At 40.7% G+C, this 23,528-nt stretch carries 18 protein-coding genes; 8 read left to right on the top strand and 10 right to left on the bottom strand.

The window, feature by feature from the left end; all coding sequences use genetic code 11:
* Positions 1 to 240: 240 nt before the first annotated feature.
* Both N523_RS0110360 and N523_RS0110355 read left to right on the top strand, forming a co-directional pair.
* The gene (locus N523_RS0110360) at positions 241 to 1,728 is read left to right on the top strand and encodes a hypothetical protein (protein WP_028834312.1); all 1,488 of its coding nucleotides are present in this window, start codon (positions 241 to 243) and stop codon (positions 1,726 to 1,728) included.
* A 162-nt stretch (positions 1,729 to 1,890) separates the two neighbouring features.
* Positions 1,891 to 2,739: a substrate-binding periplasmic protein gene (locus N523_RS0110355; protein WP_028834313.1), complete on the top strand. Its 849-nt coding sequence runs from the start codon at positions 1,891 to 1,893 to the stop codon at positions 2,737 to 2,739.
* A 532-nt stretch (positions 2,740 to 3,271) separates the two neighbouring features.
* On the opposite strand, the gene N523_RS0110350 is transcribed toward N523_RS0110355, so the two are convergent.
* From N523_RS0110350 to N523_RS0110335, 4 genes are all read right to left on the bottom strand, one after another.
* Positions 3,272 to 4,477 carry a type II toxin-antitoxin system HipA family toxin gene (locus N523_RS0110350; RefSeq protein ID WP_028834314.1) on the bottom strand — a complete coding sequence of 402 codons (1,206 nt, stop codon included), beginning with the start codon at positions 4,475 to 4,477 and terminating at the stop codon, positions 3,272 to 3,274.
* A complete protein-coding gene (locus N523_RS0110345; RefSeq protein ID WP_004589614.1) occupies positions 4,467 to 4,766 on the bottom strand; it encodes a helix-turn-helix domain-containing protein in 300 nt (99 codons plus the stop codon). The genes N523_RS0110350 and N523_RS0110345 overlap by 11 nt, the downstream gene beginning before the upstream one ends.
* 386 nt (positions 4,767 to 5,152) lie before the next feature.
* Positions 5,153 to 6,028, bottom strand: coding sequence for a nuclease-related domain-containing protein (locus tag N523_RS0110340; protein ID WP_028834315.1), 876 nt, complete (start codon positions 6,026 to 6,028; stop codon positions 5,153 to 5,155).
* Between the two features lie 120 nt (positions 6,029 to 6,148).
* Positions 6,149 to 6,610: a lecithin retinol acyltransferase family protein gene (locus N523_RS0110335; RefSeq protein ID WP_028834316.1), complete on the bottom strand. Its 462-nt coding sequence runs from the start codon at positions 6,608 to 6,610 to the stop codon at positions 6,149 to 6,151.
* A 128-nt stretch (positions 6,611 to 6,738) separates the two neighbouring features.
* Between N523_RS0110335 and N523_RS0110330 the strand changes: the two genes are divergently transcribed.
* Both N523_RS0110330 and N523_RS0110325 read left to right on the top strand, forming a co-directional pair.
* Positions 6,739 to 7,119 carry a helix-turn-helix domain-containing protein gene (locus tag N523_RS0110330; protein ID WP_028834317.1) on the top strand — a complete coding sequence of 127 codons (381 nt, stop codon included), beginning with the start codon at positions 6,739 to 6,741 and terminating at the stop codon, positions 7,117 to 7,119.
* A 325-nt stretch (positions 7,120 to 7,444) separates the two neighbouring features.
* Positions 7,445 to 10,597, top strand: coding sequence for a DEAD/DEAH box helicase (locus N523_RS0110325; protein WP_028834318.1), 3,153 nt, complete (start codon positions 7,445 to 7,447; stop codon positions 10,595 to 10,597).
* 335 nt (positions 10,598 to 10,932) lie between these two features.
* Here N523_RS0110325 and N523_RS19325 read toward each other — a convergent pair whose 3' ends face one another.
* From N523_RS19325 to N523_RS0110290, 6 genes are all read right to left on the bottom strand, one after another.
* Entirely contained in the window at positions 10,933 to 11,445 is a 513-nt protein-coding gene (locus tag N523_RS19325; protein WP_036949715.1) for a hypothetical protein, read from the bottom strand.
* Between the two features lie 95 nt (positions 11,446 to 11,540).
* Entirely contained in the window at positions 11,541 to 12,128 is a 588-nt protein-coding gene (locus tag N523_RS19005; protein ID WP_051440317.1) for a hypothetical protein, read from the bottom strand.
* Positions 12,129 to 12,699: 571 nt separating this feature from the next.
* Complete coding sequence (locus tag N523_RS0110305; RefSeq protein WP_028834320.1) at positions 12,700 to 14,544, bottom strand: hypothetical protein; 1,845 nt, start codon at positions 14,542 to 14,544, stop codon at positions 12,700 to 12,702.
* Between the two features lie 383 nt (positions 14,545 to 14,927).
* Positions 14,928 to 15,392 carry a hypothetical protein gene (locus N523_RS19540; RefSeq protein ID WP_197019871.1) on the bottom strand — a complete coding sequence of 155 codons (465 nt, stop codon included), beginning with the start codon at positions 15,390 to 15,392 and terminating at the stop codon, positions 14,928 to 14,930.
* 447 nt (positions 15,393 to 15,839) lie between these two features.
* Positions 15,840 to 17,429: a S24 family peptidase gene (locus N523_RS0110295; protein WP_028834321.1), complete on the bottom strand. Its 1,590-nt coding sequence runs from the start codon at positions 17,427 to 17,429 to the stop codon at positions 15,840 to 15,842.
* The gene (locus tag N523_RS0110290; protein WP_028834322.1) at positions 17,426 to 18,025 is read right to left on the bottom strand and encodes a class I SAM-dependent methyltransferase; all 600 of its coding nucleotides are present in this window, start codon (positions 18,023 to 18,025) and stop codon (positions 17,426 to 17,428) included. Before N523_RS0110290 ends, N523_RS0110295 begins: the two co-directional genes overlap by 4 nt.
* Before the next feature lie 452 nt (positions 18,026 to 18,477).
* Here N523_RS0110290 and N523_RS0110285 point away from each other — a divergent pair, with 452 nt between their 5' ends.
* The 4 genes from N523_RS0110285 to N523_RS0110270 all read left to right on the top strand — a co-directional run bounded on the left by N523_RS0110285 (position 18,478) and on the right by N523_RS0110270 (position 23,428).
* Complete coding sequence (locus N523_RS0110285) at positions 18,478 to 19,260, top strand: substrate-binding periplasmic protein (protein WP_028834323.1); 783 nt, start codon at positions 18,478 to 18,480, stop codon at positions 19,258 to 19,260.
* A gap of 35 nt (positions 19,261 to 19,295) precedes the next feature.
* A complete protein-coding gene (locus N523_RS0110280; RefSeq protein ID WP_028834324.1) occupies positions 19,296 to 20,807 on the top strand; it encodes an ABC transporter substrate-binding protein in 1,512 nt (503 codons plus the stop codon).
* A gap of 91 nt (positions 20,808 to 20,898) precedes the next feature.
* Positions 20,899 to 21,684, top strand: coding sequence for a substrate-binding periplasmic protein (locus tag N523_RS0110275; protein ID WP_231485809.1), 786 nt, complete (start codon positions 20,899 to 20,901; stop codon positions 21,682 to 21,684).
* Between the two features lie 142 nt (positions 21,685 to 21,826).
* Entirely contained in the window at positions 21,827 to 23,428 is a 1,602-nt protein-coding gene (locus N523_RS0110270) for an ABC-F family ATPase (RefSeq protein WP_081745121.1), read from the top strand.
* Positions 23,429 to 23,528: the final 100 nt, after the last annotated feature.

Raw genomic sequence — 23,528 nt, 5'->3', positions numbered from 1 at the left:
TTTACTCTTTGTTGCCTACATGGATGTAGGTAAGGGGCGTGAGCAGGACGCGGAAGCTTTGCTCGGTTTTTACTTAGCCCACTAGGTTACAAACCTCGCGCCGCGATTAAACCGCCCCTAGTTTGAACAAATTGTAATCCGCAAAGGTCAACAGACCCTAATTAACGCTAGGCGCTTCTAGATAATTTTTCACTTTACGCTTAAGATTAGGGCATTGATGCTTAACCACTTTTGAGTTTTATGAAACCGTTACTGAGTTGCTTACTTTTTTGTTTTGCTTTGTTTTATAGTGCCAGCAGTGCCGCTTATAACGAAGCTATGTGTATTCTTATAAAACAAGAAATGCAGCAACACAGCAATAATAAAGCCAGCCGTAAATACCGTAATGCTGCGCGAGACTTTGAAAAAAACTGCAGTGATCCGCAAGCGGCACGCACTTTGCCAGTACCAAAGCCTAAACCGCAGCCGGTTATTGAACAATCGACCCCGGAGGTTGTAAAACCACAACAAACAGAACCCACTTTACAGCCAACGTTGCCAGACGCTGCAACTGAGCAAAGTGCAACTCCACCCCAAAATAATGTAATCGAAAAAAGCGCCACTCAAACTATAGAGCAAGCTAAAAAAAATGTCCCAGTAGCAGTAGCATCAACCACAACAGCACCTGATGAGTCACAAGTCAATGTAACAGCAGCGGCTGAACAAAGCGGCGCTTCTGAAAAAAATGCACAGCCCAGCAAAATACCGGCCAGTGAATTATCAAACACTGAGGAAAATACGCAACCAGAGGTAAAAAAAGCCACCGTTGAGCCTGCACAAACCGCCGTACCTATTACTATAAAAGCCAGCGAGCAAACAGCCGTTATTGCCTCTTCAATGCCCAAAGGGGCTAATATAATCTCGCTAGTATTACCAAGTGTGGCACTATTGTTAATTGTGGTAATTACGGTTGTGGTATTAATGCGCCTGCGCAATATTAAGCAAAATAAACAAGCGGCTGATACTGGCATACCATTGCAAATGCCCCCCAGTAACGACAATGATCAAACTCACAGTGTTGTTACTGAGCCAATGGTGACTGGCTCTGATCTGCAAAACCCAGCTGTCGAAAGCAAGGGTAAAGAGCCTGATTCTAGTCGAGTTAATACAGTGAAAATAAAGCCGGAGCCTAACACGGCAGAGTTTGAAGCAGCTGCTAAAGCAACCTTAGAGCGGATAAAAAATGCAACAGAGTTTGCCGAGCCACAAGTAAGAGATTTTGACCCCGAAGCCAAACAAACCAAAATTCAGCGTAATCCTATAAATCAGCCAATCAAAAAGGTACAACAAGAAGCGCCTATAAAGCCTTCACACAGCGCACCTGAACCCATTGTACCCCATCAGCCACAAGCTGATTTCCATCCTGCAAAAACGCAGCGTTCATCATTAAACTCAACCACTGAACACGACTTTAAAGAGCCAGAAGTACGCACTTTCGATCCCGACGCGCCACTACCAACTAAAAAAATAAAAGTAATGCCTGAGCAAGTAAAGTTTGCCCCTGAAGAACCGAGTAAGCCCGATAACTCACCACAAAGCAGCAATCCATTTGCTAATTTATCGCTTGATGAAAGCTGGGATCCAAATTCACCACAAAAACCAAAAATAGAAGAAAAAAAACGCGCGCCTAAATCACAAGCACTCATCGATGCAGAAGAACGCGCAAAAAACATGCAAACAAAAGAATAACGCGGTAACATAAAAATACTTAAAATAAGTCTGTAAAGCGACGGTATAGCCCTTAAGCCTACATTCAGTTAACGCCTTTAAAATAGCCTGTTTTTTAAGCAACGATCAAAGCCGCTTTATATCCAAAAAGGGTATATTTAATAGAAGGAGAGACTTATACACATGCATGTTATGTTATCAGCTAAATTAAGATACCGTATTTATATCGCATCTTTTTTGCTGATGGCTTTTACCAGTCATTACACGCACGCAATTGAAGCAATACAACCCTCAAGCAAAGCGCCTAATCACCATGCTACTTTAAATATAAGTACAGGCGAATGGCCGCCTTTTTTAAGCGAATCGCTGCCTCACAAAGGCGTGGTTGCGCATTTAATTACCGATATATTTGCACAAGCTAACATTAAAGTTAACTTTACCTTTTTACCGTGGCCGCGTGCCTACCACGACACCATTAATGATAAATACGCAGCCACTGCCGTATGGATGTTTGAACAACAACGTACTGAGGATTATTTTTACAGTGAGCCAGTGCTAAACGAGCGTTTTGTATTTTTTTATCATAAACAACGCCCTTTTGATTGGCAAAATATAAACGATTTAAAAGGCTTATTACTCGGTGGTGGGCTTGCCTACAGTTACGGCAAAGACTTTGATAAAGCAGCCGATGAAGGCTTATTCGATATGTCGCGAGTAAGTACCACAGAGCAAAACTTTAAACGCTTAGCTATGGGCAGAATCGACGCCTTTGCCGAAGAACAAAGCGTTGGCTATCACATATTAGCAGGGCAAAAACCGACAATAAAAAATGGCATTGTGCACCACCCAAGGCCACTATTAATCAATAAAAGCTTTGTGATGTTCCCTAAAAATAACCCACGCAGTGAACAGCGGCTTGAAATATTTAACCAGCAATTACTTAAATTTAAACAAAACGGCCGTTATCAAGCCTACTTTGATGCGTTAGATAATGGCGCTTATCAACCCACAAATAGCGCCCTGGCCGACTAACCTGTAGGCAGGGCTTTATGCAGCGCGTTTTATGTTTGAAAAGCGGGGTTCGGGCAACGAGCTAGGTTTTAGGTTCTAGTGTTTGTACAAGCTCGCTACTCGTCGTTCGAAGCCTGTTGTCTTCTCTTTGTGCAAACATGTTTTAAGTGATTTATTCACAAAGAGGGCAAAGAGACGCTGCGCTAAAAGAGTAGGCTCTAGGTTCAGGGCTGATATCAGGCTGTTTGTAAAGCTCGCTACTCGTCGCTCGAAGCCCGTTGTCTTCTCTCGCTTCTCTGTGTTCAAATAATTTTTAAGGATTTATTCACAAAGAGGTTATGAGACGCTGCGCTTTTAGAGGAAATAAAAAAGCCAAATATTATTCTGTAGCAGCAATTTTATATCGCGTATTTATAGGCTTTTGCATTTTACCCGCGCCTCGCCGCTCGAAGCCCGTTGTCTTCTCATTCCCGCTTTGAGGTTCATATAAGCGCCAATTAATAAATGAGCACTTAATCAGTCATTAAACCAATAATGACTGCTTTATTAGTCTTTAACTTATAGAGGGTATTACGCTTTCTAAGCGTTTTATGTCAATATCACTGATATTAGCAAAACGTTTAAAGTGCGCTGGCCACTGGCGAGTATAGCTCTCAACCTCGGCAATTATTTTTGTTGCTTGAGCCTTGTTGAGGCCGAAGCGTTTGGCTTGCGACAGTAAATTATCGATACTAGCATATCGGCCATCATCACCAAGCCCTATGCCATGCTGCTTTGAGTTATTAATAGGGGTAATATCATAAGCGGGGCTCATACGCCACGTTTGCCCTGAAAAGTGATACAAAAATGCATGATTTCGGCTGTGATCATCAGTATTACCAATAAATACATTAAATACCATTCGCTTGTAGAGCTCTGTAGCATCAGCAGCGAACTCACCTGTGTGGTGGCGAATAAATTCAGCCAATTCACCGTAGCTATAGTATGTTGCTAAGTCGTTTATCGCGACTTTTGGTTTTTGTAATAAGCTATTGGCGCTTAAAAAGTGATGAGTTGGTAAGTCATCGCTTACATCAAAACGTTCAACTAACAGAACATCGCCATTTTCTGTTTCATGAATACGGGTATTTGCAGTGCGAATCCCCAATTCATTAGCCATACACATAGCGCCATGCTCAGCCCTAGCTAAGTTAAACAAATCGTCTTGACGATTAAACTTTGCCAAATAAAGTTTTTGGTCAATTTTCACAGAGGTTTTAGGTCTTGCTCCCCCCATACTTTGGCCAAATTCAAAGGCTTTTTTTGCTTCTTGTGAAATCGCTTTATTGGCGAGCAAATCGTCCTTTGCTTGATCTAACAAAGCTAAATCGGCTAATGTATTTTTATTCGCTTTATGTTTTGATGCGCTGCGCGACAAACTAAATACCAAGGCGCCAACACCATACCCAGACCCTGCGAGTAAAAATTCTAGCTCATTTTTTGGTTTGGTATTATGTAAAGACAGTATAAGCTTACGCCCCCACGAATCAGCTCCCGCATCACTTAACACCCCAAACACACCTTTATTGGCAGAATAACTAACGATGCCAGGCTGTAATGGTAAATGCAGCGGATCGAGCGCAAACGCATCAGAGCGCGCAAGGTAACTTTTACCATAATTAAACTCACCTCGGCCTGTTTGTGTATTTAACTTAAAAAAACCACAAATTACCGGGCTGTCTTCTAAACCGTCAATAAATACATAAGCTTCAGAAGTCATCGTTAATCACCTGAGTTTTATTGCTTTTACGCTGTCTTGCATTATAACCGCCCACATCTGCGGCAAGCTCGTTAATTTCATCCAGTAATGAGCCTTGCAATTGAAGTACAACAAGGGCTTCAAACAATATATCGCTTTTTACTACCTCCCCTTGCTCAAGCTTTTGTACCGTGGAGCGAGATACACCAATCATTTTAGCGAACGTGCTCTGGGTATAAAGTAAAGTACGATGCTGGCGAATTAAATCACCCAATCGACGCGCCAGTTTTAATGCTTGTTCAGATCTCATAAATGACTACCTAATCGGTCATTAATATACTAATGATTAGTTTAGCGGTATTTAATATGATTGCAATATTATTTAAATAGATACGAAATGAGGTTCGAGCTTCGAGGTTCGAGCTTCGAGGTTCGAGCTTCGAGGTTCGAGCTTCGAGGTTCGAGCTTCGAGGTTCGAGCTTCGAACTTAAAGCAGCGAGCTTAAAGCGCCTAGTCCCTTTTGCATTACCTCTTCAGCCCAGCGCCTCATAACCTCTTTGTGAATAAATCACTTAAAAGCATATTTGCACAAAGAGAAGACAGCGGGTTTCGAGCAGCGAGCGACGGGCAGCGAACACAGCCTAGCGCCTTGTATTAACGTAGGCGTTAAGCTTGCTGACGCGAAAAGCGCAGCTTTTAAATTGCTTTACTTTCATGTAGTGAACGTTGAACTACTTGATAACAAATCGCACGTTGCTGCTCTTGGTTTAAATTTACTTGTCGCATCGAAAGAATCGTTTTCACTATTTGTTTATGCGAAACAATTGGAAACAGTGGGCGCTGTTTAAGCTCTACAAACCAACCTGGAAAGCACAAAACAGGGAAAACTTGAGTGTTAAAACCCGTTGCCTCTTGTAGCCATTTGTTCACCCAATTAGCCTGCTTTTGGGCTTGTTCTAGCGGCTTACTTTCAAACCAAGAGGGAAATGCTAAATGATTATTCTCAAATTTAACTTTGTAATTTTTATCGTCTTTTATTCGCTTGTGCCTGCCCTTAGTTTCAATAGCAAAAATACCATTTGCCCCAACAACTAAGTGATCAATGTTAAAACCAGCAGCTTGTATATCATGAAATACTTGATATCCGTGTGACTGTAATTCTATAAGTTCAGAGGCAACAGCAAGTTCGGCATCACGCCCAAGCTTTAGTTTTATTAAATAATTAGATTTAATCCACAGCTTTCTTGCTACATAAGATAAACCTAAAATAATCAAAACAATTAGGAAGTAATTAACATTACCGCTGGCAAAAACTTCAGCAATCCCTTTGATAGCAAAAGGCATTGTAACAATTAAAGCAGACAAGAAAATTAAGCCTATAACATCAACAATATTATCATTGACTTGATCACTTAGCGTTTGAGCTGCGACTCGCTTTAATTTATGACGTTCGATAGGAAGTTTAGCGCTACGTTGATGTGACCAAATACGAAAAAATAAAACGCCAAGTAATGAGTAAACACTACCAACAATAACTAAAAGGCTTAAACCTTGGTTTAATAAATCATCCATGACGAGTTCCTATAATAACAACTTGTACTTTATACCTTAAAAACAGTTACATGTCTCATTTGTAAAAGCAGCAGTAATTTGAATCTCTCAATAAAAGTTACTGCTTACATCAATATTTAATCAAGATTGTATTTTATAATCATACTTTCTTGAGCAATTAATGATTATCAGCCCCGCGATTGCACCTAACCCCATGGCAGTGATTACTTTATCACCTCCTTGAGAAAGGCTATATAAGCCTGCAATAACCGATCCCATAGCTGCACCTGTAACTTGAGAACTAGTGGGTTTTGAGCCGTTAACAGAAGAGACTAAATGTTCACAATTAAAATTAAATAATTGATATTTTTTACCCTCTTTAACTGATTCCAATCCCTTTTTAATAAACTCCATTTTATCTAGCTCAGACAACTTAGACGAAATGACTTTAATATCTTTTCCTTCCCCATACTTAGCTAATGAGCATATCTCTACCCCTGAAGGAAGGTTATGTAAAACAGCATTATCCCCAAGAACAACTCCCACATGCTGTACCAACGATTTACTACGATACAGAATGTCACCCACTTTAAAACTATGCATACAACCTCTTTTAAGTTAAAATAATACAAAATTAAAACAAAAATACTTTAAACGTATATTATTGCGTTAGAGCAATATACCGTATTTTTTTCTTTGTGCAACTCTTAAATTTAGTTAAGGATAAATTTATGAATGATAAATTAACTTCTTTCTCATCTGTTTTAGGTGTGGTGATAGCAAATAAAAGAAAGGGATTAGGCATTGAACAAACAGACTTATCTAAAGCATTAGGACTAACACAAGCTAGTTACAGCAGGTTGGAGTCTGGTAAATCGACATTTTCTGTCGATCAGATGTTTATTTGTTCAAAAGCAATGAATGTGAGCGTATTAGACATAATTGCTGATGTTGAAAAGACAGTTAAAAACTTAGAAAAAAACCAAGTTGTACAAGTAAAAATGCCTCCGAGAGGTAATGCATCAAATGCAAAAAATACAGAATCTAATTTAGGCGCGTTTGTTGCTGGTGCAGCTTTAACAGCATTAATTATTGGGCTCGCAGCAAAATAAGTACTAATTTATACATGTCGCGTTGGCGACGGCAACCAAGGGGCAGATACCGCCGACCGTCCCTTGGAACCCCACGGCGCCCCGAGCATTTTGCTATTTCCTCAAAGCCTAAATTGATATGAACGTAACCGCCGTGTAAGGCACATCCTTGTGCCAGTCACGGCTTTGATTGCATCCATGCAATCAATTACTCATCAATTGAGGTTTTTCGGGCAAAATGACGGGGGAATTATCTTAACAGCGGTCTTTAATTCAATAATAAGTTAATGCTTGTTTACATTGCATTTTTTAGTAAACTGAGTGCTCGCAAACAGGGAGCGATTTAATGCAACAGATTGGTATTTACGAGCAGTTAATTACACAAGTAATTGAGCAAAATTTAAATCGTGACCAATTTTATGTGGGCGAACGCCAGCTAGAATCGGCTGAGGCGGCAACGTGGCTTTCGCGCTTTTTAGGCAAGCTTGTTGAACATGCAATCGATACAATCCCTAATTCAAGCGAGCGTTTACAAGAGCAAATTAACCTCGCAAACAGCCTTGTGCTTTGGCTTAAAGATCATATTCGCGATGACGAGCTGATCAACGAAAATCTTATCGACAGCCAAGGACGTATTCTCACCGCACTGTTTAATACCCAAAACCCCATTGCGGCAAATCTTAAAGATTACTCGCACGATATTTTTCCCCTAACAGGGCTTACCCAAAGCGAATTGTTTAGCGGCGCAAAAAAAGGTATATCGCTCGACAGCGAGCTAAAACGCGAGATTAAATCGTCCGATACAATTTACTGGCTTGTCTCATTTATAAAATGGACGGGGCTGCGCATATTTAAAAATGAGCTTGAAGCATTTACCAAAAGTGGCAATAAACTCAAAGTAATTACCACCTCGTACATGGGCGCAACGGATGCTAAAGCGGTTGAGTTTTTAGCAAACTTACCAAACACTGAGGTAAAGCTTAGTTATAACAACCAGCAAGAGCGCTTACACGCAAAGTCATACTTGTTTATGCGTAATACGGGGTTTCATACCGGTTATATTGGCTCGTCTAATTTATCGCATTCAGCGCTTACCAGCGGCCTTGAATGGAACTTAAAAATTACCGCGCAAGAAATTCCGCACATTATAGCTAAAACCAAAAGTACCTTTGAAACCTACTGGCAATCGCCAGATTTCGAGTTATTTACTGGCAAAGCTGAATGTAAAGAAAAGCTCATAAATTCACTTAATGAGCAACGCGGTGTTGGCCAAGCAAGTAGCCAGTTTTATTTTGATATAACACCAAAAACGCACCAGCTCGCTATTTTAGAAAAACTAAGCGTTGAGCGTAGCGTTCATGATCGCTTTAAAAACTTAGTGGTTGCTGCAACGGGAACTGGTAAAACAATAATATCTGCTTTCGACTTTAAAAGCGTTTACGATAAAAACCCAAACGCCCACTTTTTGTTTGTAGCCCACCGTGAAGAAATACTCAAACAAGCGCAAAGCGCTTACCGTGGCGTGCTTAAAAACAACGATTTTGGTGAGCTGTGGGTAGGTAACTACAAACCACAGCGCTACAACCAATTATTTGCGTCAATCCAAACATTAAACAGCCAAATTGAATCGCTTAATTTAACTCCTGACTATTACGATTACATAGTTATAGATGAAGTACATCACGTAAGCGCTGCAAGTTATCGCGCTATATTAAATCACTTTACGCCCACTGTATTACTTGGCTTAACCGCCACACCAGAGCGACAAGATGGCGCAAATATACTCGATGATTTTTGTGGGGTAATAGCCGCTGAAATTCGCTTGCCAGAGGCAATAAACCAGCGCCATTTATGCCCCTTTCAATACTTTGGACTAGATGACGATACCGACCTAAGTCAAATAACATGGCGAGGCGGCCGTTACGATATAACCGAGCTAAGTAACCTTTATACAGGGGAGAACAGCCGCGCTAACAAAATTATATCCAGCTTGGCTGATATAGTGACTAATGTTCACGATATAAAAGCGTTGGCATTTTGCGTAAGCCAAAAGCACGCAGAGTTTATGGCGTCTAAATTTAACTTAGCAGGCATAAACGCCGATGTACTGACCAGTAAAAACACCAATGAACGCGCGGCCAAACAGCAAGCACTTCGTCAAGGTGAAATACAAATATTGTGTGTGGTAGATATTTTTAACGAAGGTGTCGATATTCCAGAAGTCGATACACTGTTATTTTTACGCCCAACGGAAAGCCTAACGCTGTTTTTACAGCAACTCGGCCGTGGCCTGCGCCTGCCCGACAACAGTCAAAAGCAGTGCTGTACCGTGCTCGACTTTGTAGGCAACGCTCGCCCAGAATACGACTTTGCCAGTAAATTCCGCGCATTGATTGGTAAAAGTAACCAACCAATAAAAGCCGAAATCGAAAACAACTTCCCGCATTTACCGTTGGGTTGTCGTATAGAGCTACAAAAGCGCACGCAAAAAACAATATTAAAAAATATTCAGCAAGCCATAAACTCTAAACGCCGTTTACAGCAGCTGATAAATAGCTACTCGCAACACACCAATGACGCCCTTACGCTGTGTAACTTTTTACGCATAAACCCGCAAGTCACACTGGAAGATATTTACAAACCAAAAGACGGCAAGATAGGTGGCTGGCATTGGCTAAAAGGCGATGAAATACTCGCAGACCAAGCCGACATTTACGCCGCGTATTACCGCGCTATAAACACCCAATTACTCGGCTGCGACTCGCTCAGTTACTTATGCTTTTTACGTGATTTATGTAATAACGACTTTAGCTTTACCCCAACGCCACAAAATCAACAGTACGCGCTTATGGTGCACTACAACTTTTGGGATAACACAGGCACAAGTTTAAGGTTTAAAACCCTCAAACAAAGCTTACAGGCACTTAAACACAAAGAACTACAGCACGAACTTGCCCAAGTGATCGCGCTTTTAATAAACCGCATTCACCAACAAGAAAGTGATTTAGCGTGTTTACCTAATCACCCAATAAAATTACACAGCCGCTATACGCGTCAACAAATACTCGCCGCGTTTGGCGCACACTCGTTTGATAAAAAATCGACCGCCCGCGAAGGTGTTTTAGAATTTAAAAACCAAAACCTAGAGCTGTTATTTGTAACACTCAACAAATGTGAAAAAACCTACTCGCCCACCACGCTGTATCACGACTACGCAATCAGCCCTACCCTGTTCCATTGGCAAACGCAAAATAGCGCCCGCCCAGAACACGGCCGCGGCCTAAGCTATATTCAACACCAACAAACAAGCAAAACCATCCTGTTGTTTGTGCGCGAACAAGGCAAAGACGAAAACGGCCGAACCATAGGGTTTGTAAACTACGGCGAGGTTAAATACCAAAGCCACAACGGCAGTCAGCCGATGAATATAACGTGGGAATTAACCAACCCCATGCCAAGTAAAATGTGGCATGAGGCAGGAAAATTAGCAGTTGGGTAATAGATTTAAATTTAATAGCTTGAATGTTATGGGCCTAATCTACTAGTAGGTTTACAGCAATACTATTTCTAATAGCTGGCTGGTAAGTGCCATATATAGTCTTTGGTAACGAGGCTGTAAGATAACTCCAACACCCAAGTTCATTTAAAAAACGAGCTCCTGAAATCAACGCTAAGCGTTTTTAAAGCATTTAGGTAATGCATTTGGAACCCATAAAACGGACTGTTTTTCTTAAAAAAGAGTAATTCTACAGCCTCAATGCCTCAATAACCGGCAGCTGAAACGGAGCGAAGTTTAAGCTATCCGGCACCACAGGAGCGCTGTTGATTGATTTGTTAGGTTTCATTGGCAGACACAAAGTTCGTTATATGCTCATCACCTTCTAGCATGAAGAGTAAATCCTGAGAAGCATTTTGGAAAACTTTTTGGACTATTCCATGAATCCCATACCATTCTTCTGACTTCACACGATCAGAATGAATCGTGTCATCAGAAAAATCTATACCGCCAGCAGCTGCCTTCTGAGCAAGACAAAAGGCTTCGTCAAATGATATTGGTGTATCTAATTTGTGTGCCAACCGGTTTCTTATTCCATTTACCTCATGGAGAAAACACGCCATTCCGTTATGAATTAGGCCTCTTGCTTCAGCAGCATTGATTTTTCTGTAAAAGCTCCAATCGAAATACCCTCCTTTATCGGAATCATTAGGGGTTGTTTCGAGCATTAACACCAACACTGACTCAAGAACCAGATGACCGATCAAGAATGCTCCTAGCACTTCATTTTCAAACATAGAGGTTATGTGCTCTATGCAGGGCTTAGTCCTATCTTCCCACGGATCTTTCATAGTTTTAAAACCTAACGCTGCCGGCACGCGCGGCTTTGTAGTGGAGGCGAAGCCGCAACAGAAAAGCCGTCGCCATGCCCGGCCTTGTTAAAAACTCAGCGGCTGCCATTATAGGTTACCGGTTCCTTATTGAGGCCAATGTCGGCTCTCATGGCATTGGTCAGCCGCAACGCAGAATTCCTGACTGTTTCCCAAGTCGTTTCTTCACCGTCATAAATCAGGGCTAGCAAAAGACCAGTAAAAGCATCATTTGCATCCATTACAGACTGTGGAGCCAACATCGCAAGGTATCCATAGATCCGCAGCCTGCCGTTTTCAAATGCCTCTTTCTCTTCAATCGAAAGTTCCTCCCTCTCTCCGACAACTAAAAGCTCGATTTTTGCTAGGATGGGAACGATAGTGTCGAGCGCAGCACGATAGATTGCGAGCTTATCGTTATATTCGCGGAGATGGGTTTGTTTAAAAATTTCATAGTCACTTGAGATTGCAGTCAGCTGCTCATCATTCTGAGATTTTAATGAGGCACGCAGCGCTTCTAAATCCTTTTGATGATTATGACGCTCGTTTTCCATCAATCGGGTGGCCCAAACTTTTCCAAGCCAACTGGAGAGCCCAATAACAATTACGCCTGCGCCACTAAGCGATCCCAAAATAGCGGCCGAAATTCCGAGATACTGCTCCATTATTTCCTCTGATTTTTAACAATTTAATAGTGCGCTCATCGCGCATATTCTGCCAACGCACGCTCATTTTCTTAAATATATGCACTAACGACACAGTTTAGCAAAAAATGAACCCTTATATTTATCCAACCTCAATGTCCGGTTTTCGCTCTTTACCGACAAAAGCAAAACAGCCTTGTTTCCAAAAAGAGCAAAATAACTACATTATCCAAAACTTACTTTTCGCACTTACAACGCCATAGCACAGAGCAAAACCCTCGCCCTCAACTATAAACACCAACCTACCAACACACTCCAATTCCCCGTGATCACACCCGAAAGTTATAAATTGATGAGTAATCACTTGCATGGATGCAAGTTAAGCCGTGACTTCGCCATGGATGGCGAATACATGGCGCTTACGTTCACATTAATTTTTAACTTGAGGACACAGTGTGATCCTCGGGGCGCCGAGGGGTTCCAAGGGGCGGTCGGCGGTATTCGCCCCTTGGTTGCCGCCAGCAATCTGGCATAAACCTCGAATAGAGGGTTGAAAGTCTATTAGAACCACAACTAAAACTCCTACAACCCTTTAAATATTCTTAGCTATTAACTCAGCTTTCAACAAGCCACCTTTTGTTAGCAATTTAGGCGCAAAACTTGGGTTACGCTTTGATTTGTATGCATCAAGTATTAGCTTAAGGCCATGTGCTTCAAGTAGTGAAATATTAACTTCTGTATCCATCTCGGCTGATTCGATAAAATCATCTGAAAAGCTGGGGGCGATTATCAATACTTGTGCTACACGTTTACCTTGGTTTTCGGCGCGTGTTACATAGGCTTTTACTTGGCGTGAGGTTGTTGAATACTTTGCAAAATCACCATTTTTACAGGTTTTTGCCTCACCTATAATTATGTCGTTATCGCTGAGTGAAATTACGATATCCGCTTTATCTTTAGTGGTGTTTAGGTCTTTACGTAGGTCTTCGTCAATATTAAGTTCTAATATTTCAAAAATAGCTTTTGTGACTTCTTCAAACTTAACGCCAATGTCAGCTTCAATTACATCAGCGCCCGCCTCTCTTAGTGCGTTAATATCACGGCGTGCTAGAGCGTCGTAATTTTCAATCAGTTTATCTGTTGCGTTTGCAAAGCTTTCTAAGATTGCAAATCGTGCATTGCCTCGCTTGGATAGTCCCATGCTATCGCGAACTTCTCTAACCTCATCGTTTGAAAGTAAATATAGAATATCGTGAGGAGTAATACTTAACGCACGTAGTTTTTCAGTGTCTATTATTTCGTTCGCTTCAAGTTCAAATGCTTCTTTTAGCACTGCTTGCATGGTTGGGAAGTGTTCTTCTAATGTTTTTAGAAGCTGCTTAAAGCCACTGGCACTAAGGGAATCAAACTCTTTCTCTGTTGCACCTGATAACGATGACAATATTAGACCAATGCGCTCATCTAAGGTTGTACCTAGTTTATCTGTATCAATTTCTAAATCTTGTATGAGCTGTTTTAATCTATCTTTGCGCTGGTTTTGGTTATCTTCAACGTTATGAATATCGTCTGATAATAATTTAGCAGCGCTAATTCCTGAATGAATAATTGTTTGAATTTTATCAGTGCGGCTTATGCCTCTAATTTTACGACCATGGGCTTTGAGTGCATTAGAAAGTTCGGCATCTGCCAACGTTCTGAGTATTCTCAGTACATATTTATCAGCTAAATCTTTACCTTGTATTGCATTAAGTAAGGTTACTATTTCATCAGGAATGAACACTTCTTGGCGCTTTTTACTTATAAATAATAACCCCATATCTCTGAGGCTATTTAAAGCATCTAGCACACCGTTTTTAGGGATAACATCAACCAAATGCTCTACAGCTGCACATTCATCAGTAGTGAGGTTTAGCTCATCAGCCAGTACATTAAGGATACTGCGCTCGTCATCAGTAACTTTGGCTTCTCGATTATTTTTTTCATCATTAAAGTATGCTTCTTTCATACAAGCATGATAAATCTTCAACGCTCGGTTTCGCTCTAAAACACTCTCGGCAGAGCCTTGTTGAATACACTCTTTTAGCTCCTTTGAGAGCTTAGATAACTCTGCCCATTCTTTTTCATAAAGTGACTCTATCCAGCTAATTCTTGCGACTCCATTGCCATCTCGACTTAATATGTTCACCAATAAATTAAGCTGTGCTGTGCTCATTAAAATTTGATCTTTAACTGAGCTTTTAAAGAAATCTCTTACGGTATTAAACAGTTGTGTTATTTCACTTCCTGATGCATTTTTAATTTGGCCGTCAATATTGTCGATTGTTTTAGCAAGTGTTTTATTATTTTTAGCGGCGTCTGAACAAAGACGATCAAGGCATGAAATGAATTTAGATTTTTCAACTTGGTTGACGATTGATAAAACTTGGTTGAGTTTCATTTAATAGAGTCCTTTCTTATTATGTGGTTACTAACGTAACAGTTTATAATCACTAGAGCAATTACTGTTCAGCTAGCATTAACTTTTAATATTAGATTTAACAACGAACAGCCCCTGTTCATAAACACCAATCTATCAAAATGCTCCAACTCCCCGTGATCACACCCGTAAAGCTATAAATTGATGAGTAATCACTTGCATGGATGCAAGTTAAGCCGTGACTGGCACATGGATGTGCCTTACACGGCGCTTACGTTCACATCAATTTTTAACTTGAGGAACAAATGTGATCCTCGGGTGCGCCGTGGGATTCCAAAGGGCGGTCGGCGGCAGCCGCCCTTTGGTTGCCATCGCCAACGCGATAAAACCTTGAATAGAGATTTTTATCTTGTTCTGGCTAAGTAATGTATTATCCACACAATGATCCAAAGGCCGCCTGTGATCAAGGAAAGTACAAAGTGTAATAGATGTGGAAATGCTTTTGGCTCAGTAACTGCTACCGCAGCAGAAGATGAATTCATAAAGACATTGTTAACATTTTTTGATTCATCCGCAGCTCTAAGCACAACATCAAGTATTTCACCGCAATGCTTACATTTTTTTGCTGTATTCTTAATAGACTCGGAGCAAAATGGACACTCTTTTTCAAAAGTACACGCCTCTTTAAGTTCAACTTTTTCTGTTTTATTACTTGTTGGACTAACTGTGATTTCAGTAAAACTCTTACCATTTTCGACCTGTAGTTTCACCTTATCATAGAATCTTTTACAACTCGGGCATTGTTTAATTTTAACTCCATGTTCTAGTTCAACAATAAACCCACAAGCTAAACATTCGCACTCTTCCATTTGATTCCCAACCCTTAAAGAAATAAACACCAATCTACCAACACACTCCAACTCCCCGTGAGCACACCCGAAAGGTATAAATTGATGAGTAATCACTTGCATGGATGCAAGTTAAGCCGAGACTTCGCCATGGACGGCGAATACACGGCGTTTACGTTCACATCAATTTTTAACTTGAGGACACAGTGTGATCCTCGGGTGCGCCGTGGGATTCCAAAGGGCGGTCGGCGGCAGCCGCCCTTTGGTTGCCATCGCCAACGCGATAAAACCTCGAATAGAGGTTATTAAATCCCTTTTCCCAAAACCATGTAAAAATCACGGCTCAAGCCAATTCCTACACTTTAAAAGCGCGAGGTAAACTCCCGCCTACGGCACGACCTACAAATTTAAAAGCTGCGCTTTCGCGCGAGCAAGCTCAGCGACTACAAGTTAAAGCGCGACTACAAACTACTCTGCAACCACTTGTTTAAACCGCGCGAAAGTTCGCATGCTTTCATCAGCAATAATTACCTCATAATCTGGGTTTTGAGCAATTAGCTCATATTGCCCATTAGGTAATTTATTAACTTTGCGCAGTAAATACTGCCCTTCCCCGCCTATATCATCTCGCTCTATAGCCACTATTTGGCCGCGCAGCGATCCCGCTTTGTCGGATGTTATAAGTTCAAGTAGCAATAAATCACCATTAAGTATTGGGTGCTTACCACCATTCATAGAGTTACCCGATGCGTGCGCTAAAAAATGCACTTGCGGGTCGAGCTTGCCTGCACCAAGTGGTGCATCCATCAACTCCATATCGCTTTCATCCCCTGTTTTAAAATGCCCACAGGCTATTTTTATATTGGGGAAGTACGGCAGCTTTAATACATCATCAATTGATTTTAAGCTAACTTCGGGCTCAGCGACTTGATCTAATTCAGGTTGTGGTGCATTTGGAAACGTAAACAACTCAGCAGTTGGTTTTGCTTGTTCGAAACTGTTTTTGCCAAGCCATAATTTAGCACTGCTTGATTCGGCAACCTGATACGCCCAGTTGCTTACTGCAAGCGATTTATCTGCATCGCAATAAAAGTAAGGTTGCAGTTTATTAGTTATTTCGGCTTTATGAATATCAAGGTTTTGTTCTAGCCAGCGGTCGCGGTGAGCAAAAGCTGCGAGGTGGTCTCGCTTATTGTTATTACAATCAGCATGCGCAGCAACAAAGTTATGTGCTAAGTCGTTTGGATAGCGCTTAAAAGGAATAAAGTGATCGATCTCTGGCGTTTTTTTAGTTTCTTTTTCGTTTTTGAGATTCATTGGCTTTTGGCAGTAAAAGCAAAGCCCGTTTTGAATATCTATTAATAGTGGAGTGACCACTTTTAACGCAGCTCTATTACTGCCAAACAAGAACTCTTGAAGCTGGCTTTGCGATCCTAATAGTGTTTGGTTCGCTTTTATAGTTTGTACTTTTTCTATCCATTCAGTAACACTAAGATGCACAACTAAATCGTAAAAACGCCTAAAACACTGAGCTATACCAGCATTTAAAACAATTCGCTTGGGCTCTCTGCCTTTACCTAAAAGTATATGGGGGTATAAAAAACACTCTGCTTTACCCGAAAGTAACTGTAACCGCCAAAGAGGGCCCTTAGTGAATGTTTCTCTTAAAGATCGAATTACGTTGCTATATTGCTGACAATTTTTAAACGCGTTATAGCTTTTAACACCCGAATTTTGTAGCTTAAATATTTCGGTGATGAACTTTGCCTGTCCTTGGCTATTTTGCTTTAACAGCATGTCTTCAGTATTAGTAATAATATCGGTAGAGTGCGCAGCGTAAGGCATTGAGTGGTTCCAATAAAGTTGAATAAATTTATCGACTAATGTGTCGATTTTTATTTCCATTGGAGCACTCTGATCTTCATTTTGCTGTTCTACGCAGATATCAGCAATAGCATGTAATAGTGCATATTTATAAGTTGCGGTGAATTCGCCCTCAACCAGCATGCGCTGAATATAGGCGATAAAGTCGAGTTGCTGCTGCATTGCGCCAATCATAAAACGGGCACTGCTTTAATTAGGGCATTGAGCCACACTTCACTTTCGCGCTCTGGGCGTTGATCAACCGTTTGCCATTGTTTTAGTATTTTAAGCTCCGTGTGATGGGTAATGAGCGCGGTTAGGCCGTCTTCATTTAAATCGGTAAATTCACGGCCGTTATGCACGCGTTCTTGCGTGCCGTATTTAAACGACACATACAAAACACCGTTTGGTTTTAGGGCATTTTGCAGCTTTAAAAACACCTGTGGTAACTCTACTTTTGGCACATGCAATAAACTGGCGCAGCACCAAATACCGTCGTACATATTTGTACAATTAAGCTGCTGAAAGGCTTTAAACTCTACAGTTTGTTGTAAGTAATTACTGGCTAACTTTGCAATTTTTTCGCTTGCATCAAACGCGCTAACAGTAAAACCTTGCTGTTTAAAATACATGGCATCGCGGGCACTGCCGCAGCCTGCATCTAAAATATGGCCGTGTTTAGGGATAAGCGGTAAAAACTCAGCGTAAAGCGCCGACATATCAACATTAAGCGTTGAGTCGCTAAAGCTTTGTGCGTTTTGGTTGTAGTAACTGAGTGTTTTAGTAGGCACTAAATTCACCGCTCCTTGGTTTATTTATTAATCTGGTATTCATTTATAACTAATCTACAGTATCAACATTTAAAAATATAGAGCCACAGCAATATATACGCCCTAAGTAGTATGTTTTTATTACAAAAAAGCACTGTTTAACCTTATAAATCCATGTTATTTACACTTTTACCTAATAGCTCTACACCTTTGAAAAGGTTTAGGTTGTATAAAAAATACGCGCAACTGTTTGAATCATTATCGCTTGTTAAACTCTGCAAACACTTGCTTTAATCCCCTTAAAAACAGAGTTATTAATTAACCACTTTAGAGTTAAAATGATGCTATTTTACACCGTTCACTTATTGGTCATTATAGTGTGCTATGTTTACCCATAAGATCGTTATTCAACTTTTTCTAGTATGAATATACTGTTGGTGTTGCTGTGTTTAAGTACCGAGGTGTTACTTACAATGAATGTTAGGTTTAGGTGGTTTTTAGCTGTACTTTTAGCGCTTTGTTTAGGCGTGCCTAGCAGTGGTTGGGCGTCGAGCGATATTAAAAAAATTGTACTGGCTACCGACACCATTGACGGGCTGGTAGAAAAAGACGGCTCTGGCCTTTATGTTGATATGCTTACTAAAATTTTTGCTGCGCAATCGATTGAACTCAATATTATGATTGTACCTCAGTCTCGTGCTTATCGATGGACGGCCAATGGCAATGCCGATGCCATGTTAAGCGCAAGGCAAAATGAGGTAGAAGGCTTGTACTTTCCGGTGTGGCATTACGATATTACTTTTGTGTCGGCGATGTTTAAAAAAGATCGGTTTAAAAATTGGCAAGGCGAGTATTCGTTACAAAACAGATCGGTGGGTACGTTAAGGGGCGCTAACTACAATAATTATTTGTATGTGCCGATTGATTTGCAGCAGGTTACCCAGCGAATTGAAGGGGTTAAAATGCTTAAGCTCGATAGGCTTGATTTCTTTTTAGATAACCGTAAAGCGCTGCAGCAAACCCTGATTGCTAACGCCACTGAGTTATCAAAAATGAATTTTGACCCACAACAGTATCAAATCGAAAACATTGTGCCTGTAAAACAATACATTGCCTTTACCGATAACGCCAAAGGCCGCGAGTTAGCACAAATTTTTGACGCCGGATTTGCGAAATTACTTGCCAGTGGTGAGTTAGAGGCGTTGTTTATTGCTTACAATTACCTGCCTTTTCCCTTTCCGCAAAATATAGACTAGAGTAGTAATTACATATTGCTGTGGTTGAGTTTTTTATGAGAGTTGTATTTGCTTTAGTTATAAGCTTAATGTTGGCTTTTCAATGCGTTGCACAAATTACCCTGCCCCACTCTAAAATAGAAAGCCAACCAAGCACACCACAACAAGCCACTACCCAGCTCAATGTGCTTACAGTTGATTTAGGCACCCTCATTAGTAAACCTTTAATTCAACGAGGCTTAGAGTTTGAACAACAAACTGGTATTAAAGTTAATGTCACCAAAGTGCCTTTTGGCCAGTTATATAACGAAATAAACAAAGATTTAAGCTCGCCAACGAGCCAATACGATATTATTGCCTACGCCTCACTCTGGATGGTGGATTTTGCAGAAAATAATTACTTAGCGCGTTTAGATAATTACATAGCCTCCGACTCTTTAATTGAATGGAATGATGTATCGCGTTTTTTTAGAGACTTTAGCTCTAAATATAACGGCCAAATTTACTCGATTCCACTCGATGGTGATATACATTTACTTTATTACCGCCTCGATATTTTAGAAAAATATGGTTTGGCTCCACCTAGAACCTGGGATGATTACCTTGCTATTGCTAAGCAATTAAATGGCGTTGATATGAACGGGGATGGCGAGGGCGATTTTGGTTCGTGCATTTCTAAAAAAGCCAATGAGCAATCGTATTGGTCTTTGCTTTCGATTGCGGGCAGTTTTTTGCAAAGCAAAGGCACTTCTCAAGGCATATTTTTTAATACAAGAACTATGGCGCCATTAGTGAATAACGATGCCTTTAAAAAAGCCTTAAAAATTTATAAAAAAACCACTGAATTTGGCTCTGCTGATGAGCTTAACTTTGATACCAATGATGTAAGGTATGCGTTTATAAGCGGTCGCTGCGCCTTAGCCATTGAATGGGGCGACATTGGTACTATGGCCGTATTACCTGAGTCTAAAGTGAAAAACAAAACAGGGGTGAGTATATTGCCCGGAGCTACTGAGGTATTAAACCGTAAAACAGGCCAGCTTGAACGTTGCAATGCTAACTTATGCCCGTTTGCCATTGGCGATATTAATTATGCTCCTTATGCAGCTTTTGGTGGTTGGGTAGGCTCAATTAATAATGCCAGCTCAAAACACAAAAAAAACCTCGCTTATAACTACTTGTCGTATGTTACTCAGCCTTTGCAATCGAATGAAGATGTGACCATAGGTGCCACCGGTATGAACCCGTATCGCACCTCTCAATTAGTTAACCACAAAAACTGGCTTAAACAAGGCATGAGTAAAAGTACGCTACATTTTTACTTGGGCTCTATTTCTAAAACCGTTAATAACGCCAATATTATTCTTGATTTGAGAATTTTTGAAAACAACCGCTACTTTAGAGACATACTCGACACTGAAGTGGCTAAATACCTAAGGCACACCCAGTCTGTTGAGCAAACCGTGATTAATATAGAACAAGGCTGGAATAAACTAACCGATGAAATTGGCCGCGACAAACAGCTAAAAGCTTATAGGGCGTCGTTAGGGCTAGTGCCAACCCCCTAAACACACGATAGCGTTATTTAACGTACTTGCCATTATTAGTAAAACATAGGAAGCCAGCATTGTTGCTTAATTGATGTAAAACGAGCTAAATTTGCAGTCTAGTTTATACTTTAGTAATGATAACGCTGTAGCCTCGAGTAATAAAATGCTTAAAGTCGCTTTTGTTGTATTACTGCTTAGCAGCTGTAACGTATTTGCTTGCTTTAAAACACTTAAAGTAGGCACAAATGAAAACAATTGGCCACCCTATGTAATTGCCGTTAACGGTAACCTGACGGGCGTTGAAATTGACGTGTTAAACACGATTTTTAACGGCTCATCTTTTTGTTTAAAATTTATGTTGCTGCCTACCTCATCGCGCGCTTTTGAAGAATTAAAAGAAGGCCGTATTGATGTTATTTTTGCCGCGAGTAAAACATCAGCAAGAGCTGATTTTGCCTATTTTAGCGATGCCTATCGTGATGAAGTAGTTCGCCTGTATAAATACACCGAATCGCCTGATTTAAATAACATTAGCGATATTTTTTATAAAGATTTAACCTTGGCGGTTAACCGTGGCAGTTATTATGGCGTTGCGTTTGAGCTGTTTAAACAGAACCACCCCGCTAACGTTATTATGATGCCTACCGCCGAAAAACGTTTTGCAATGCTCAATAAAAACAGAGTTGATTACGCAATTGAAGACGAACTAGCAGCGCAATATTTTATAAACCAATACCCAGCAATAGAAGCGGTTACTAATATGGCGGCCATCAATAAGAGTTCTATTCATTTAATGCTAAGTAAAAAAACCATTAGCCAAATAGAGTTACAAGCTATAAATGAGTTAATTAAGCAAAATAAATCCGCAATACAAGCCATTTACCCACATTACTGAACCCGTAGATTATTCTTTTACCTTTCATCTTGAAGCGCGGATCTGTATAATTCGCGGCCTATTATTTACTCTATTGCTTGTTTATTTATGCGGCGCCTTGCTGCAGCTTAACCCTGCCATTAATTTTCTAGGATTACTTTTTTTGATCTCCACCGCAAATATTACGATGCAGTTTGGCGCAGAGCCGTTGTTTGAAAACATTTCAGCTAAATTTGGTAACGGTAACCGTTACGGTTTAATTGGCGCTAACGGCTGCGGCAAGTCGACATTTATGAAAATTTTAAGCGGTGCGCTTACGCCTAGTGCAGGTAATGTGTCTATTACGCCGGGGCTAAAATTAGGTAACCTAAGCCAAGATCAGTTTGCGTTTGAACAATACAGCGTGGTTGATGCGGTAATTATGGGTGATGTGGAGCTTTGGAAAGTAAAACAAGAGCGCGACCGTATTTACTCTTTGCCTGAAATGAGCGAAGAAGACGGCATGAAAGTAGCCGAGCTTGAAAGCATTTTTGCTGAAATGGACGGTTACACCGCAGAAAGCCGCGCAGAAGAAATTCTGCTTGATGCGGGTATCGATAAAGAGTTTCATTATGGCTTAATGGCAAACGTAGCCCCAGGTTGGAAATTACGTGTGCTGTTAGCACAGGCGTTATTTGCAAACCCTGATATTTTGCTACTTGATGAGCCTACCAATAACTTGGACATTCATACTATTACGTGGCTTGCCAATGAGCTTAACCAACGTAAATGCACCATGATCATTATTTCCCATGACCGTCACTTTTTAAACTCGGTATGTACTCACATGGCCGATATTGATTACGGTGAGCTGCGTATTTACCCAGGTAACTACGAAAAGTACCTTGAAGCTTCAGGCTTACAACGCGAGCAATTACTTGCTGAAAACGCGAAAAAGAGCGCTGAAATAGACGAGTTACAAGACTTTGTTAACCGTTTTGGTGCTAACGCCTCTAAAGCGAAACAAGCCAGCTCGCGCGCTAAAAAAATGGATAAAATTAAGCTTGATGAAGTTAAGTCATCGAGTCGTATGAGCCCATCACTGAGCTTTGATGAGGGCAAAAAAATGTATCGCCAAGCGCTTGAGCTAACCAAGCTTGGCCATGGGTTTGACGGTGAAACGTTATTTACTGGTGGTAATTTACTACTCGAAGCCGGTGCTAAACTGGCGGTTATCGGCGAAAACGGCGTGGGTAAAACCACCTTTTTACGCTGTTTAGTTAACGAGCTTAAAAGCAACGAGGGCGAAGTTAAGTGGTCAGAAAACGCCACGTTTGGTTATTGCCCACAAGACAGCACCAAAGACTTTGATAACGATTTAACCTTGTTTGATTGGATGTCGCAATGGCGTACCGCTAAGCACAACGATTTAATGGTACGTGGTATGTTAGGCCGTTTATTGTTTACCGCAGACGATTCAAATAAAAAAGCCCGTAACTGTTCAGGTGGTGAAAAAAACCGTTTGTTATTTGGTAAGTTAATGATGCAAGACGTTAACGTACTGATAATGGATGAACCAACTAACCACATGGATATGGAAGCCATTGAAGCACTTAACAATGCGCTAAAAGACTTTAAAGGCACGCTTATTTTTGTAAGCCACGACCGTGAGTTTGTATCGTCACTGGCAACCCGTATTGTTGATATTAAAGACAAGCAGGTAATTGACTTTCAAGGTACGTTTGACGAATACCTAGCAAGCTGCGAAGAAAATAAAGTAGCTTAAGAGCTAGGTTAAAGGTTAAAGGTTAAAGGTTAAAGGTTAAAGGTTAAAGGTTAAAGGTTAAAGGTTAAAGGTTAAAGGTTAAAGGTTAAAGGTTAAAGGT

The organism is Pseudoalteromonas sp. 23_GOM-1509m, assembly GCF_000518425.1.
Taxonomy (GTDB): domain Bacteria; phylum Pseudomonadota; class Gammaproteobacteria; order Enterobacterales; family Alteromonadaceae; genus Pseudoalteromonas; species Pseudoalteromonas tetraodonis.
The sequence above is the reverse complement of the archived record's forward strand: the minus strand, read 5'-3'. Positions and strand labels throughout refer to the sequence as shown.

Bases quoted from the DNA above. Each gene is read 5' to 3' on its own strand.
- N523_RS0110360 (WP_028834312.1), top strand. From the start codon at position 241: ATGAAACCGTTACTGAGTTGCTTACTTTTTTGTTTTGCTTTGTTTTAT.
- N523_RS0110355 (WP_028834313.1), top strand. From the start codon at position 1,891: ATGCATGTTATGTTATCAGCTAAATTAAGATACCGTATTTATATCGCA.
- N523_RS0110350 (WP_028834314.1), bottom strand. From the start codon at position 4,477: ATGACTTCTGAAGCTTATGTATTTATTGACGGTTTAGAAGACAGCCCG.
- N523_RS0110345 (WP_004589614.1), bottom strand. From the start codon at position 4,766: ATGAGATCTGAACAAGCATTAAAACTGGCGCGTCGATTGGGTGATTTA.
- N523_RS0110340 (WP_028834315.1), bottom strand. From the start codon at position 6,028: ATGGATGATTTATTAAACCAAGGTTTAAGCCTTTTAGTTATTGTTGGT.
- N523_RS0110335 (WP_028834316.1), bottom strand. From the start codon at position 6,610: ATGCATAGTTTTAAAGTGGGTGACATTCTGTATCGTAGTAAATCGTTG.
- N523_RS0110330 (WP_028834317.1), top strand. From the start codon at position 6,739: ATGAATGATAAATTAACTTCTTTCTCATCTGTTTTAGGTGTGGTGATA.
- N523_RS0110325 (WP_028834318.1), top strand. From the start codon at position 7,445: ATGCAACAGATTGGTATTTACGAGCAGTTAATTACACAAGTAATTGAG.
- N523_RS19325 (WP_036949715.1), bottom strand. From the start codon at position 11,445: ATGAAAGATCCGTGGGAAGATAGGACTAAGCCCTGCATAGAGCACATA.
- N523_RS19005 (WP_051440317.1), bottom strand. From the start codon at position 12,128: ATGGAGCAGTATCTCGGAATTTCGGCCGCTATTTTGGGATCGCTTAGT.
- N523_RS0110305 (WP_028834320.1), bottom strand. From the start codon at position 14,544: ATGAAACTCAACCAAGTTTTATCAATCGTCAACCAAGTTGAAAAATCT.
- N523_RS19540 (WP_197019871.1), bottom strand. From the start codon at position 15,392: ATGGAAGAGTGCGAATGTTTAGCTTGTGGGTTTATTGTTGAACTAGAA.
- N523_RS0110295 (WP_028834321.1), bottom strand. From the start codon at position 17,429: ATGATTGGCGCAATGCAGCAGCAACTCGACTTTATCGCCTATATTCAG.
- N523_RS0110285 (WP_028834323.1), top strand. From the start codon at position 18,478: ATGAATGTTAGGTTTAGGTGGTTTTTAGCTGTACTTTTAGCGCTTTGT.
- N523_RS0110280 (WP_028834324.1), top strand. From the start codon at position 19,296: ATGAGAGTTGTATTTGCTTTAGTTATAAGCTTAATGTTGGCTTTTCAA.